Here is a 14,069-nt window from a genome sequence, read left to right on the forward strand (position 1 = left end):
GACCCGCGCACCGGCGTCGACAGGGCCTTTCCGGGCGCTCGAGCGAGCGGCGCGGCGGCGGTACGGAGATCAGTTCGCCGCCGCTGCCGCCCGCAGGTCTCCTGCCGGGGCCGACGCGTCGCGGAGGCCGCCGGCGGCGGCGTACAGCAGTTCGCGGACGGCGTCCTCGCGGTCGGCCCGCCAGACGAGGCGCAGCGCGATGTCCGGCGTCACGACCGGATGGCCGACGAGGGCGCCCGAGCGGAGATCCTCGGCGACGGCGAACTCCGGCAGCAGGGCCGCGCCGAGGCCCCGGCGCACCCAGCCGTGGATGACGGTGACCGAGGCCAGTTCCGTGCGCTCGCGGTCGGTGCCCAGCACCCGGTCGGCGATGATGCGGAACGAGCAGCCCGGCGGCGTGACGAGCAGGCGGTCCCGGGCGGTCCCGGGCGCGGTGACGAACGCCAGCGGCACGTCCTCCACGTCGAGGAAGGCCAGCCGCGACGGCGCGTCGAACCCGAGGCCGCCCACCGCCGGGCCGCTGTCCAGGAGCAGCCCGGCGTCGAGTGAGCCGGCCTCGACGCCGGCGAGGACGTCCCGGCGGTTCAGCGGTGCCACCTCGATACCGAGGTCCGGGCGGCGCGCCGAGAGCCGCTCGACGATGTCGGGGACCAGCGTGGCGGCGAGCGTCTCCAGGGCCCCGAGCCGTACGACCGGCGGTCGGCCGGTCACCTCGCGGCGCGCCTGATCGGCCTGGTCGAGCAGCCGCCGGGCCCAGGGCACCATCCGCCGCCCGGCCTCCGTGAGACGCATGCCATCGGGCGTCCGATCGAACAGCGCGACACCGAGCGACCGCTCCAGCGCCCGTACCTGCTCCGAGACGGAGGACGGCGCCAGGTCCACGGCGATCGCCGCGTCGGTGACCGTGCCCTCGGCGGCGACGGCGAGGAACGTGCGCAACTGCCGGAACTCCACGCTGACCTGGCCTTTCGGTTCTACCGAACGGGGCGTTCGCCGCCGCCGGTGGAGGGGAACGGGTGGGTGCCGCGACTGTGGGCGCATCCCATTCTCCTGGAGTCGCGCGTGTCCACCCAAACCCTTCCGATCTCCTCCCGGGCGAGCCGGCTGTTCGGTCTCTCGCTCGGCTACTTCCTCGTGCTGCTGGACACCACCGTCCTGACCGTCGCCCTGCCCGATCTGCGCGCCTCGCTCGGCGGCGGGGTCGCCGGGCTGCAGTGGGCGGTCACCGGTTACACGGTGACCTTCGCCGCGCTGCTGCCGACCGCCGGCGCGGTGTCGGACCGGTTCGGCGCGCACCGGGTCTTCGCCGCCGGCGTCGCCGCCTTCGGGCTGGTGTCCCTGCTCAGCGCGGCGGCGCCGAACCTGTCCGTCCTCGTCGTCCTGCGCGCCGTGCTCGGCGCGGCGGGTGCGCTGTGCCTGCCGAGCTCGCTTGCGATCATCACCCGGCTGTACCCCGTTCCGGCCGAGCGCGGCCGTGCCCTCGGCGCCTGGGCGGCCATCACCGGCTGCGCGCTGGCGGCCGGTCCGGTCGCGGGCGGGCTGCTGGTGTCGGTCGGCGGCTGGCGGGCGGTGTTCCTCGTGAACGTCCCGGTGGCGCTGCTCAGCCTCCTGCTCGTCCGCGACATCCGGGTGCCCGCGACCGGACGGGACATCGACTGGTGGGCCCAACTGATGGCCTGCGCCTTCCTCGCCGTGCTCACCGACGCCATCGTCGACCGGCGCATCGTCTCGGCGATCGCGGCGGCCGTCCTCGCCGTGGTCATGGTCGTCGTGGAGCGGCGCAGCGCGTCCCCGGCCGTCCCCGGCGCGGTGATCGCCGAGCCGGGCGTGCGCCGGGGCCTGATCGCCGGCGCGGCGGTCAACTTCGCGCTGTCGGGCGGCCTGTTCGTACTGACCCTGTCGCTCCAGCGTCACCTGGGACCGGTGGCCACCGGCCTGGCGTTCCTGCCGCTGACGCTGCCGACCGCGTTCAACCCGCTGGTCACCGGCCGGCTGGTCGCGCGGTACGGGCCGCGCCCGCCGGTCCTGGCCGGACTGACCCTGCTCACCCTCGGCTGCCTCGCCGCGACCCCGGTGCCGTGGCTCGGCATGCTCCTGATCGGCTTCGGCGTCTCCTTCTCCCTGCCCGCCCTGGTCACGGGCGTTGTGCAGGCGGCGCCGGAGGGCGCGGCCGGCGTCGCGAGCGGCCTGCTGAACGCGGTCCGCCAGGTCGGCGCCACGCTGGGCGTCGCGGTGATGGGCGGCCTCGCGGCCGGTACGGCCTTCACCGTCGCCGCGGCCCTCTGCCTGCTGGCAGCCCTCACCCTGGCCCTCGGCCGCCGCCCCTCCTGAACCGCGAGGAACCCACGACTCGTGCGTCGTGGGTTCTTTCGTCCGACCGATCAGATGTCTTGGAGCCTGACTTCAACGCAGTTGCTCGTACCCTCGTTCCCGCTGCGGGAGGACTTCTGCCAGCCATCATCCGTGATGAGCTTCTGCATCACAGCTCCTTCATCAGCTTCTCGATCACTGCAAGTGATGCGCATTCCGGCAACGCTGATTGGCTGATTCGATCGTATCTGTCCCAATACTCCCGAACTTCAGATGGAGACTCTACAAGACGCCCTCTTCCAGAGGCTTCGGTGTGCGCCACGTCTCCGGTCTCTCCGAAGAGGAGGGTGAAGCTCCCGCTGAATCCTGCGTGTGCCCCAGCGCTCCGGGGCACCACCCGGATGCCCACGTTGGGGCGCTGCGCCAGGTCGAGGAGGTGTGCGAGCTGGTCGCGCATGAGCTCTTGTCCGCCAACGGGCCAGTCAAGCGCGTTCTGGGAGATCAGCGCCCAGATGGTCGGCGCCGACCGCTTGCTGAGGATGACCTGCCTGGCCATCCTCCTGGACACCTGCTCTTCGGCGTCATGGGTGCCTAGCGCCCTAATCAGGGCGGCGGCGTACTCGGGGAGTTGGAAGAGCCCTGGCACCGCCAGGGCTTCGTAGGTCTTGATCGTGTCCGCTGCCGCCTCATGATTCAGGTACGCCTTGAACCACTCGCGGTCCTGGTTCGCCTGCCTCCTGGCCTGCTTGAGCAGCCAGGTGAAATGCTGGCCAAGCTCCCAGTGGGCATCTAGCTTCTCCGCATCCTCCTCCTTGATTCTCCGGCGCCCGGTCATGATGTTGGAGACATTCGAGTAGCTGCGACCGAGCAGTCTCGCAAGATGTTTATAGGACATGTTGGACTTCTTGGCGTGGAACTGCAGGTCGATCGTAATCTTGTCCCACGGATCAGAGTCCGGATCCAGCTTGATCCCCTCAGTCATCGTGCCCCCGAATCTCTCCAGCTTCTCCGGGAGAGATTACGCCTCTCCCGTACGCCGGTCCAGAATTCTTATCAACGCCTAGTCCGGAAGGCAAAGAACAATGCGGAATGGACCAAATGGCCTGAAATATGGCAGATGGGAGTGGGTGGGTCATGGATGCGATGGCAAGCCCGATTGAGACGGTGATGGACGGCGGTGATCGGAAGACCGTCGTGACCCTCCGGCCGGTGCCTCAGGCCGCCGACATCGCCCGCACCTTCATCGAGCACCGCATGCTCGTGATGAGGCGGCCTGACCTGGTGGACGACGCGACTCTGATCGCCTCGGAATTCATCACCAACGCCTACGTCCACGTCCCGGCGGCGGAGTTCTTCAAGCTCATGCTCTGCTGGAACGCTGGCAGCCCGCTCATCGAGGTCTGGGACCCATCCTGGACGCTGCCCAAACCCAGAACCCTCGCCGAAGGCGACGAATTCCTCCTCTCCACGAGCGGAAAGGGGCTCTTCATCGTCTCCCGGCTCGCCCAGAGCCGGGGATCGAGGCGAATACCGAAGGCGAAAGGCGGCGGAAAGATCGTCTGGGCGCGTCTCCCTCCAGAATGAGCCGACCGCCGTTGATCCCTGGCATTCACTGCGCCGTAGCAGCCGCAATGGCCAGGGATCACGCCGGAGTGAGGGAAAGGAGAAGTTTTGATCGGCGTCTCATGGGCTTGAGCTCTGTCGTGGTTCAGCGCCGCCAGGTCGCCTTCCAGCTCGTTCGACGGCCACCTCACGGGTCTGCCGATGGGGCAGCGCTTGCACGGCGCTCTGGGCGATGAGTACTTCGCCCTCGCCCTGACGAGCGTCAACGGGCACACGGCCGAGATGCGCCCGGACGAGAAGGCGAGGTTCGGTTTCGCCATCGACGACACCGCGCTGGAGCCGCCCGAGCAGGGAAGCGTCGAAGCCGCCTTCGCCGAGGCCGGCCTCGGGCTCAGCATCGCCGATCTCCGCCGGGCACGCCCGGATGCCCCCGGAGGCGCCGGCCCCGACCGCGTCCGGCTCCAGAGCGCCTACCTGCACACCCCGGTCATCGACGCGTTCGACGCCGTCCTCAACACCTCGACCTCTACCGTGATCGACGACGTGCGACGGGAGGCGAGCCGTACGGTCGGCTGAACGCCGCCGGTCGTGTAACACGGAGGCCGCGGGGCGATCGTGGCCGGAGCCTCGGAACGATCGGTCACATTGACGTCGGCGTTGCCCCGCCAATACCGGCGAACCGGTCATCGCTCCGTCAACGACGACGGCGCCGTGACCACCAAGACGGCGAAGTGACCGTGAGGCCGGTTGCAGGGGGTACCGGGAGGCGTGGCGGGAGCGGCGACGTGGAGCGCGATCCAGCCGATGGCGAGTCGCAAGGGGGCATGGAAAGTGCGCCAGAACCGAAGTCGCTCGCGTGAGTAGACGGCGCTGAACGAAATGAGCAGAGCCGGTCAGCATGCGCGCTGACCGGCTCTGGAAGTCATCTGTCCGCGGTAGTCGCCGCCTCAGTTACTTGGAGCACGGGACCCCAGGGCTGTGGGTCCCCCCACAGTTGCCACACGTCGGCTTCTTCCCGTCTCCGTGCTTCTTCTTGGACACGTCAGTCCTCCTCTTAGTTGAGGTGATGGCTCGTGCTCTTTGCCGAGCCACAGGTGACGGACCAGGCCGTCGAATTTGATGGTGCATCACTACTGACCTGTCGCAACGTGTCGTGAATCACCTGTCTCAGAAAACCGTGCCGAAGGTCTGCGTGCCCGTTCCGGTGCCGGGCAGTGGCCATCGGGGCGACATGGAGGTCGGCGAGTGCGGCCACCCGCTCTCGGCGTGGTCGCCGCCGACGGTCCAGGCGAATACCGAGGATGAGAGGGGCGGGAATATGGTCCTGGCTCGTTCCTTCGGCACCGGTGCGATCGTCAGCGGCAAGGCGTGCTGGGCACGACGAAGTTCCGGAACGTCCAGCGGGGCGGCACGGCCGAGTTCGTCGTGAACGATCATGGGGTGAGCGCCGCCGGTTGGGAAATGCGGAGGCCGCGGGACGGTCGTCCCGCGGCCTCTTCGTGGTCAGGGCCGGTTCGTGGCTGGTCCGGTCAGTTGATGGTCAGGTCGGCGGACTTGTCGCCGGCGACGATCTTGTACTGGCCCGGGAGCACCGCGCGGGTGCTGGAGCCGTTGATGTCGCCCTGCGTCACCGCGAGCCGGGAGCGCGGGAAGGACAGCGACACGGTGGTCGACTGGCCCGCCTTGAGCGGCACCCGGGTGAAGGCGGCGAGACGGTTCGGCGGGGTCAGGATCTGGCCGACCGGCAGCTGGGCGAAGACCGGCACGACGAAGTCGCCGTCGCGGGAGCCGGTGTTGGCGACCTTCACCGACACCTTCACCGTGCTGCCGCCGGAGACCGAGACGCCCTGCACCGCGTACGTCGTGTACGACAGGCCCGCGCCAAAGGCGAACAGCGGGTCGTAGCCGGAGCTCGTGCCGCTGTTGGTGCCGCCCAGCTGCTGGTAGAACATCGGCTCGTCGCCGGTGGTCTTCGGCCAGGAGACGGGCAGCCGGCCGCTCGGGTTGGCCTTGCCGAACAGGACGTTCGCCACGGCCGTGCCGCCCTCGCTGCCGGGCAGCCAGGACATGAGCAGCTGCTTGGCGTCGGCCGCGTTGTCGAGCACCAGCGGCCGGTCGGCGACGACCACCACGATCACCGGCTTGCCGGTGGCCTGCAGCCGGTCGACGAGGTTCTGCTGGTCGGCGGACAGCTCGGGCAGTTCCTGGTCGTTGACGCCCTCGGCGCCGGGCTTGTCGCCCACCACCACGATGGCCGCGTCGGCGCTCTTGGTCTGGTCGACCGCGTCGTCGGCGTTCGGCACGAGCTTGGCGTGGTCACCGACGACGTTCTTGATGCCCTGGTAGATCGTGACACCCGGGTCGTTGACACCGGCGGGGATGCCCTGCCACTGGATCGTCCAGCCGCCGTTCTGGTTCGGGATCGAGTCGGCGCTCGGGCCGGTCACGACGACCTTGCCGATGCCCGTGGAGAGCGGCAGCACGTTGCCGTCGTTCTTCAGCAGGGTCTGCGACTCGGTCGCGGCCTTGACGGCGAGGTCCTTGTCCGCGCCGAGCACGGCCGCGTTGGCCTTGGACGCGTCGACGTACGGGTGCTCGAACAGGCCGAGCTTGAACTTCAGCGTCAGGATCCGGGAGACCGCCTCGTCGAGGCGGCGCTTGCTGACCTTGCCGGTCTTCACGTCCTCCAGAAGGCCCTGGACGAACCCGTCGACCTCACCGGGCGGCAGCATGCCCATGTCGACGCCGGCGTTGACCGCGATGGCCACCGCGCCCGCGTACGTGTCGGTCAGGTGGTACGACGTGCGCAGCGCGTCGACGTCGTTCCAGTCGCTGACCACCACGCCCTTGAACCCCCACTGGCGGCGCAGCAGGTCGGTGAGCAGGTAGTGCGAGGCGTGCGCCGGGATGCCGTTGATCGACCCGGAGTTCACCATGACGGTGTCCGCTCCCGCGTCCACGGCCGCCTTGTACGACGGCAGGAACGTGTCCTGGAGGTAGCGCGGGTCGATGTGGGACTCGGTCCGGTCGTGGCCGTTGAACGGCGCGGAGTATCCGGCGAAGTGCTTCACCGTCGCGCTGACCTGTCCGGACTTCTCCAGGCCCTTGACGTTGGCGGCGCCGAGTTCACCGGCGAGGTAGGGGTCCTCGGAGTAGGTCTCGTAGTAGCGGCCCCAGCGGGTGTCGCGCGAGATGTCCTGGACCGGCGCGAAGTCCCACTGCGGCCCGGTCGCCTTCACGGCGCGGGCCGTGGACTCGCCCATCGCCTCGGAGAGCTGCGGGTCCCAGGTCGCGCCGACCCCGATCTGCTGCGGGAACTTGGTCGCGCCGAGGACGTTGTTGTGCCCGTGCACGGCGTCCACGCCGTACACGATCGGGATGTGCAGCCGGGAATGGTCGATCGCGTACTTCTGGACCGCGTTCACCATGTCGGCCCAGTCCTTGGGGGTGTTGTTGACCGGGGTCTCGCCACCCCCGGACAGCACCGAGCCGACCTTCAGGTCGCCGAGGACGTGCTGCATGCAGGACTCGACGAGGGCGCCGCCCGACCACTGGCAGTCACCCTGCATGTTGACGACGGCGGGCTGGGCGAGCTGGCCGACCTTCTCCTCGGTGGTCATGCGCTTGAGGAGGTCGGCGACGCGGGAGGAGGTGGAGGCGTGCGGGTCGAGGTAGCGGACCTGGGCGCTGGCGCCCGTCGCGGTCAGGGCCAGCCCTGACGCGGTGATCGCTACGGCCGTCCCGATGCGGGCGGCCTTGATCCGGAGTCTCATGAAGCGTGCTCCAGGCGGAGGTCAGGAGGAACGAAGCCCTGTGATCAAAGACCGAACCCAGGACTTAAATCAAGACCTAAACACAAATTTGGCCGAAGTCTGCCATCAGCGTTCAGGACTTAAACGATCTCCCAAGCGTTCATGACCAGCGCCAACGCGCCCAGGACCTCCGACCGGTCGCCGAGCACCCCGGGCACGATCGACACGAGCGCCGCGGCGCTGGCGACGGCCGAGCGCCGGACGGCCTCCACCATCGGCCCGATCAGGAGGTCGCCCGCCCGCGCCAGGTCGCCGCCGACCACGACCAGGCGGGGATTGAGCAGGTTGCACAGGCTCGCCACGCCCGCCCCGGTGTACCGCCCGGCGTCACCGACCGCGCGCCGGCACGGGGCGTCCCCGGCCAGCGCCAGCTCCACGATCCGCGCCGTCGTCAGGCCGTCGCCGTGAGTCGGCCGCAGCAGATCGGCGAGGTAGCGGCCGCCGGCGTACGTCTCCAGGCAACCGCGGTTGCCGCACCGGCACATCGGGCCGTTCTCGTTCAGCGTGATGTGGCCGATCTCGCCGGCCGTACCACCCGGCCCGTGGTAGACGCGGCCGCCGATCACGATGCCCGCCCCCACCCCGGAGGCGATCTTGATGTACGCGGCGTCGGCGTGGCCGCGCGCCGCTCCCCAGGTGACCTCGGCCAATGCGCCGAGGTTCGCGTCGTTGTCCACGTGGACCGGGCGGCCGAGACGGCGCCGGGCCTCCTCGGCCGCCTCGATGCCCGCCCAGCCCGGCAGGATCGTGCTCGACCCGAGCGTGCCGCTCGCCGCGTCGATCGGCCCGGGCACGCCGAGCCCGATGCCAAGAACGTCCGCCCTCGTCGCGCCGACGGTGGCCAGCAGCCCGTCCATCAGGCGCTCGGCCGCCCCGAGCCCGTCGGCGGCCGAGGCCCCGACGTCCAAGGGCATCGCCTGCTCGGCGACGACCTCGCGGGCCAGGTTGCCGATCGCCACGCGCAGGTGCGAGTGGCCGAAGTCGACTCCGACGGCCAGCCCTGCGGTGGGCGCCAGCGACACCGCGCGGGCCCGGCGGCCGCCCGCCGACGTGGGCGTCGTGGTCAGTACGCCCCCCGCCGCCAGCTCGCGCACGATGTTGGAGACGGTCGCCCGTGACAGGCCCGTGCTCCGGGCGATCTCGGCCTGGGTCGGCGCTCCGGCCTCGCGCACGGCCTGGATCACCCGACGCTGGTTCGCCTCCCGGAGCGACGACTGCGATCCCGGCGTCGCGGATGAGCCTGGCGTCGGCATGGGGTCCCTCTCGCGTGTTCAAGAAGTGAACCCAAGGTTACGCGGAAACCCGCCGCCGCTCGCGCCGAAGGCCGGGTGCGGCCTGGCCGAAGACCCCGTTCGGGCGGGGGCTCAGTTCTCCCGGTCGTCGCCGCCGCGGGCGAACCGGCCGAACAGCCGCTCCCCGGCGTTGACGGCGCCCTCGGCGGCTCCCTTGACGGCGCCGATGAACGGGTCCGAGCTGCGGTTCCAGGACTCCCGGTAGGCCTTCGCCGCGTTCTTGATCTCTTCGGAGATCGAGGCGCTGCCGTCGTCCGCGCGGCGCTCGTAGTCCCCGCCGAGGATCCGGGTGTACTCGCCGCCACGGGCCCAGTGCTCCAGCTCGGCGAACCGGATCACGGCGTACGGGTGCGAGCGGTTCAGCAGGTTGAGGAACTTCAGCAGCCCGTCGCGCACGTCACCGGCCGCGTCGTACTCCCGCGCCTGCTCCAGGAACGCCTCGCCGTCCATCTCCGACAGGCGCGCGCCGCCCGCCAGCTTCATCAGCGCCCGCTTGGCGGCCTCGACGTCCTGGCCCGCCAGCAGGCCGGCCCGGTCCGCCGACAGCTCCGACTTGCGCTGCCACTCGTTGAGCCCCATCAGGATCGTCGCGATCGCGATGTTCCCGAGCGGCAGCCACGCGATCCGGGCTCCGAGGTTGGTCAGGATCATGGCCATCGTCCGGTACACCGCGTGCCCGGACAGGACGTGCCCGACCTCGTGGCCGATGACGAACCGCAGCTCCTCGTCGTCGAGGAGGTCGAGCAGGCCGGTGTTGAGGACGATGAACGGGGTGTCGACGCCGATCGTCATGGCGTTCGGCGTCGGGTCCTGCGTGACGTACACCTCGGGGACCTGCGGCAGGTCGAGGATGTAGGCGTTGTCCCGCACGATGTCGTGGATGTGGCGGTACTGCCTCTCGCCCGCGCGCACGGTGCCACCGAGGAACATCAGACGGATCGCGCGCTCGCTGAACAGTCCGGCGAGGCGCCGCAGCACCGTGTCGAAGCCGCTGAGCGATCGGAGGGCGACGAGCGCCGACCGGTCCGCGGGATGCTCATAGGCGCGGGAACTGATCCCGGGAAAGCGGGTGCGAGAACGGTCGGGAGTATTACTCGTCATATTCGGCATGTTATGTCTGACGGCCCGTCAGAGCGCGGAGTTCCCTCGGCGCGATCCGGCCAGGTCCGTACCCGTGACCCCGGAGAAACCTCCCGCGGACGGGCTCTTGCGCGGCGGGGTGCGGCGGCGGTCTACTCCCTCCATGGCGGAGGCGTACGGGCCGGGGCCCGCGGAGACGATGTCGCGCGACGAGCTGACCGCGGTCCGGCAACGCCGGTTCCGCGACCTGGTCGACCGCCTGATCGCGGCCGACGGCCTCCAGGGCCGACGGCTGCGGGACGCCGGGATCGCCGGCGGCCACGACGTCACGCTCGACGATCTGCGCCGGCTGCCCTTCACCACCAAGCAGGACCTCTGGGACGCCTATCCGTACGGCATGCTCGCCGTGCCGATGGAGGAGGTCGCCGCCGTCCACGGGTCCAGCGGCACCGGCGGACGACCCACCCTCGTCGCGTACACCCGGCGTGACCTGGCGCTCTGGTCGCAGATGTGCGCGCGGTCGCTGGCCTGCGCGGGCGCGAGGCCCGGCAGCGTGGTGCACAACGCGTACGGATACGGGCTGTTCACCGGCGGCCTCGGCATCCATCAGGGCGCGCTCGCCCTCGGCGTCACCGTCGTGCCGATGTCGGGCGGCATGACCGAACGCCAGCTCCGGCTGCTCGCCGACCTGCGCCCCGACATCCTGACCTGCACGCCGTCGTACGCGGTGCGGCTGGGAGAGGCGGCGCGCGCGGCCGGGATCGAGCTGCGCCTGAAGGCGGGCCTGTTCGGAGCCGAGCCCTGGTCGGAGGGGCTGCGGTCGACGATCGAGGAGCTGCTCGGCCTCGCCGCCCTGGACATCTACGGCCTGTCGGAGATCATCGGGCCGGGCGTGGCGACCGAGTGCCTCGAGCGTTCCGGGCTGCACGTGAACGAGGACCACTTCCTCGTGGAGGCGGTCGACGCCTCCGGCGAGCCGGTCCCCGACGGCACGCCGGGCGAGCTGGTGTTCAGCACGCCGAAGGAGGCCATGCCGCTGCTGCGATACCGCACCGGCGACGTGGCGTCGCTGTCCCACGAGCCCTGCCCGTGCGGCCGCACGCTGGTTCGGATGAGCAAGGTGCTGGGCCGCCGCGACGACATGCTCGTGATCCGGGGAGTGAACGTCTTCCCGCGTCAGATCGAGTCCGTCGTCGTGCGGCACGCCTCCCCGCACTACCAGGTGGTCGTCGACCGCCGCACCGCGATGCCGCGGCTCGTCGTGGCCTGCGAGGGCGCCGGGCCGGGACTGACATCGGCGCTCTCGGCGGAGCTGGGCCTGTCGTGCGACGTACGGGATCTGCCGGTCGGCACGATTCCGCGTGTCGAGGCCGGTAAGGCGGTCCGGGTGGTGACCTGGGAATCGGGAGAACCGCCGCTTCCCGGCCTCGATTAATGGTTCCGGACGGTGACCGAATTGCTGTCGGGCAGCAGGAAATCAACCGGAGAAATGGTCGATATCGATGGCCCGCATCGACCGACCGGTAAGGCGAGACCATGACCAGTGGGCAGGACGGCGGGCCCGAGTTCCCGGGCCGGGGCTGGGAAACCCCGGCCCTACCCGTACGGGGGACCGCCGCACCAGGGCGACTACAAGCGGGCCACGGGCAGCCTCGCCGGCCGGCTCGCCAAGGACACGTCGCCGGGCAGGACCGGCACCGCGTACGCCGACGCCAAGGTCACCATCTATCTCAAGGACGGCGACTCCCGGAGGTCGCTCGTCTTCGTCGGCATGGCCGCGGACGATGTCCCGGAGTCGGCGACGGAGCTGCGCTCCCGGTCGCCCTCGGAAGCGGTCGACGCCACGTTCATGGGTATGGGAATCACCGATACGAGCGACTTTCCGGCCGGGTCCCTCGGCGGCATCCTGCGCTGCGGCAGGACGCCGACGGGAGGCGGCGCCCCCTGCACGTGGGCCGACGGATCGGTCCTCGGCATGGCGCTGACGCCGCTGAGCTCGGACGTCGTCTCGCTCGGGGCGACGACGCTCGCCCTCCGGAACGCCGCGGAGCACTGATCCCCGCCCGCGAAGGAGGGGCGTGGTGAAACGCCCGACACCCGTGCTCACTAAGGTCGGCGCATGAGCGAGCGCAGCGAGCGATCGGGAGCGCAGTGCCTCCGGTCTCTCCTCCGACGAAGGAGGGCGCGTGACTGAGCGCAGCGAGCGAATCGTGACGACTGCACCGGAGCGCCGCCGGGTCGGGATCATGGGTGGCACGTTCGACCCCATCCACCACGGTCACCTGGTGGCCGCGAGCGAGGTCGCCCATCTGTTCCGGCTGGACGAGGTCATTTTCGTGCCGACCGGCCAGCCGTGGATGAAGGAGGGTCGCAAGACCTCGGCCGCGGAGGACCGTTATCTGATGACGGTCATCGCGACCGCCTCGAACCCGCGCTTCTCGGTCAGCCGTGTCGACATCGAGCGACCCGGGCTCACCTATACGATCGACACCCTGCGGGAGATGCGCGAAATATACGGGCCGGACGTTGAGTTGTACTTCATCACGGGCGCCGACGCACTGGCCCAGATGTTGACGTGGCGTGACACGGATGAGCTGTTCAGGCTCGCGCATTTCATAGGGTGTACCCGTCCCGGCCACCACCTCGCCGATCCCGGCCTTCCCAGGGGTGGTGTCAGCCTGGTCGAGGTGCCCGCACTGGCGATCTCCTCGACCGAGTGCCGTGAGCGGGTACGAGCCGGAGAACCGGTCTGGTACCTCGTCCCAGACGGAATCGTGCAGTACATAAACAAACGGGGGCTTTATCGTGACGGTTGACGGTAACGCCCCACGAGGAGGAAAACGACCACACCGTGACCGCATCCGAGAGGGCCAACCAGCTGGTCCAGATCGCCGCCGAGGCCGCGGCCGAGAAGCTGGCTGACAACATCATCGCCTACGACGTGAGCGACCAGCTCGTCATCACGGACGCGTTCGTCCTGTGCTCGGCGGCCAATGACCGCCAGGTGCGCTCCATCGTCGACGAGATCGAGAAGAGGCTGCGCGAGGACGCCGGCGCCAAGCCCATCCGCCGCGAGGGGGAGCGCGAAGGGCGCTGGGTGCTCCTCGACTACGCCGACATCATCGTGCACGTCCAGCACGAGGAGGACCGCGTCTACTACGCGCTCGAGCGCCTGTGGAAGGACTGCCCGCCGGTGCCGCTGCCCGAGGACATCAACGCCCATTCGGAGCAGCGCGTACGGGCCGGTGACGGTAAGTGACCGAGGCGCGCAAGATCGTGCTGTGGCGGCACGGTCAGACGGCCTGGAACGTCGAACGCCGCTTCCAGGGATCCACCGACATCCCGCTCGACGACACGGGACGCGAACAGGCCGACCGGGCGGCGCGGCTCCTCGCCGCGCTCCGCCCGACCGCCATCATCTCCTCCCCGCTGCAGCGCGCCGCCGACACGGCCCAGGCGCTCAGCGCGGTCACCGGCCTGCCCGTCACCTCCGACCGCGACCTCATCGAACGCGGCGGAGGGGCCTGGGAGGGCCTGACCAACGCCGAGATCCGGGCGAAGTACCCCACCGAGCACGCTCTCTGGCAGCCGCCCGGCGGCGAGACCACCGAGCAGGTGTCCAAGCGGGTCACGGCCGCCTTCGAGCGGGGTCTGTCCGGAGTCCCGGCGGGCGGCCTGCTCGTCGTCGCCTCCCACGGCGCCGCACTGCGGCTCGGCATGCTCCGCTGGCTCGGTTTCCCCGAGGAGCTCTGGGGGCGATTCGGCGGCCTGTCCAACTGCTGCTGGTCCGTCCTCGAAGAGGGCCGCAGCGGCTGGCGCCTCGCCGAGCACAACGCCGGCACTTTGCCGGAACCCGTGCTCAGCGACGACCGTGCCGCCGAGGGCGATTCCTGAGGTCGCAGCAGGCGTTCCACCAGGTCAGGACCGTGCCGGGCATTCGATTACAGGTCTGGTCGCGGATTCCTATAGACTGGCGCAGCACCGAGAAGGGGAAACCCCGATCGGAAAGCGC

General features: G+C 70.0%; 14 protein-coding genes. 8 read left to right on the forward strand and 6 right to left on the reverse strand.

Translation table 11 applies throughout. From position 1 onward, the window contains the following. Window positions 1-69: 69 nt before the first annotated feature. Entirely contained in the window at window positions 70-954 is an 885-nt protein-coding gene (locus AB0L00_RS11500; RefSeq protein WP_364431719.1) for a LysR family transcriptional regulator, read from the reverse strand. Between the two features lie 108 nt (window positions 955-1,062). Here AB0L00_RS11500 and AB0L00_RS11505 point away from each other — a divergent pair, with 108 nt between their 5' ends. Beyond that, window positions 1,063-2,331, forward strand: coding sequence for an MFS transporter (locus AB0L00_RS11505; RefSeq protein ID WP_364431722.1), 1,269 nt, complete (start codon window positions 1,063-1,065; stop codon window positions 2,329-2,331). A 50-nt stretch (window positions 2,332-2,381) separates the two neighbouring features. Here AB0L00_RS11505 and AB0L00_RS11510 read toward each other — a convergent pair whose 3' ends face one another. Next, window positions 2,382-2,525 carry a DUF397 domain-containing protein gene (locus AB0L00_RS11510; RefSeq protein ID WP_364431725.1) on the reverse strand — a complete coding sequence of 48 codons (144 nt, stop codon included), beginning with the start codon at window positions 2,523-2,525 and terminating at the stop codon, window positions 2,382-2,384. Beyond that, window positions 2,480-3,292 (reverse strand): helix-turn-helix transcriptional regulator, encoded by an 813-nt coding sequence (locus AB0L00_RS11515; RefSeq protein ID WP_364431728.1) that lies wholly within the window; start codon window positions 3,290-3,292, stop codon window positions 2,480-2,482. Before AB0L00_RS11515 ends, AB0L00_RS11510 begins: the two co-directional genes overlap by 46 nt. A 161-nt stretch (window positions 3,293-3,453) precedes the next feature. Here AB0L00_RS11515 and AB0L00_RS11520 point away from each other — a divergent pair, with 161 nt between their 5' ends. Together AB0L00_RS11520 and AB0L00_RS11525 are read left to right on the forward strand one after the other, a co-directional pair. Continuing rightward, window positions 3,454-3,894 (forward strand): ATP-binding protein, encoded by a 441-nt coding sequence (locus AB0L00_RS11520; protein ID WP_364431731.1) that lies wholly within the window; start codon window positions 3,454-3,456, stop codon window positions 3,892-3,894. A 180-nt stretch (window positions 3,895-4,074) separates the two neighbouring features. Continuing rightward, entirely contained in the window at window positions 4,075-4,449 is a 375-nt protein-coding gene (locus tag AB0L00_RS11525) for an erythromycin esterase family protein (RefSeq protein ID WP_364431734.1), read from the forward strand. A gap of 953 nt (window positions 4,450-5,402) precedes the next feature. On the opposite strand, the gene AB0L00_RS11530 is transcribed toward AB0L00_RS11525, so the two are convergent. From AB0L00_RS11530 to AB0L00_RS11540, 3 genes are all read right to left on the reverse strand, one after another. Further along, window positions 5,403-7,646: a glycoside hydrolase family 3 N-terminal domain-containing protein gene (locus AB0L00_RS11530; protein WP_364431737.1), complete on the reverse strand. Its 2,244-nt coding sequence runs from the start codon at window positions 7,644-7,646 to the stop codon at window positions 5,403-5,405. A 119-nt stretch (window positions 7,647-7,765) separates the two neighbouring features. After that, a complete protein-coding gene (locus tag AB0L00_RS11535) occupies window positions 7,766-8,938 on the reverse strand; it encodes an ROK family transcriptional regulator (protein ID WP_364431740.1) in 1,173 nt (390 codons plus the stop codon). A gap of 111 nt (window positions 8,939-9,049) precedes the next feature. Next, the gene (locus AB0L00_RS11540) at window positions 9,050-10,078 is read right to left on the reverse strand and encodes a M48 family metallopeptidase (protein ID WP_364431743.1); all 1,029 of its coding nucleotides are present in this window, start codon (window positions 10,076-10,078) and stop codon (window positions 9,050-9,052) included. A gap of 142 nt (window positions 10,079-10,220) precedes the next feature. On the opposite strand from AB0L00_RS11540, the gene AB0L00_RS11545 reads away from it, so the two are divergent. The 5 genes from AB0L00_RS11545 to AB0L00_RS11565 all read left to right on the forward strand — a co-directional run bounded on the left by AB0L00_RS11545 (window position 10,221) and on the right by AB0L00_RS11565 (window position 13,951). Continuing rightward, on the forward strand, window positions 10,221-11,492 hold the full coding sequence (locus tag AB0L00_RS11545) for a phenylacetate--CoA ligase (protein WP_364431746.1): 1,272 nt from the start codon (window positions 10,221-10,223) through the stop codon (window positions 11,490-11,492). A gap of 108 nt (window positions 11,493-11,600) precedes the next feature. Further along, window positions 11,601-12,113: a hypothetical protein gene (locus AB0L00_RS11550; RefSeq protein ID WP_364431749.1), complete on the forward strand. Its 513-nt coding sequence runs from the start codon at window positions 11,601-11,603 to the stop codon at window positions 12,111-12,113. Between the two features lie 130 nt (window positions 12,114-12,243). Further along, complete coding sequence (gene nadD / locus AB0L00_RS11555; RefSeq protein ID WP_364431752.1) at window positions 12,244-12,873, forward strand: nicotinate-nucleotide adenylyltransferase; 630 nt, start codon at window positions 12,244-12,246, stop codon at window positions 12,871-12,873. 35 nt (window positions 12,874-12,908) lie between these two features. Beyond that, window positions 12,909-13,316: a ribosome silencing factor gene (rsfS, locus tag AB0L00_RS11560; protein WP_345353748.1), complete on the forward strand. Its 408-nt coding sequence runs from the start codon at window positions 12,909-12,911 to the stop codon at window positions 13,314-13,316. Beyond that, entirely contained in the window at window positions 13,313-13,951 is a 639-nt protein-coding gene (locus tag AB0L00_RS11565; protein WP_364431755.1) for a histidine phosphatase family protein, read from the forward strand. The genes rsfS and AB0L00_RS11565 overlap by 4 nt, the downstream gene beginning before the upstream one ends. Window positions 13,952-14,069: the final 118 nt, after the last annotated feature.

Origin of the sequence: Actinoallomurus sp. NPDC052308 (assembly GCF_040679195.1) — a bacterium.
Classification (GTDB): domain Bacteria; phylum Actinomycetota; class Actinomycetes; order Streptosporangiales; family Streptosporangiaceae; genus Actinoallomurus; species Actinoallomurus liliacearum.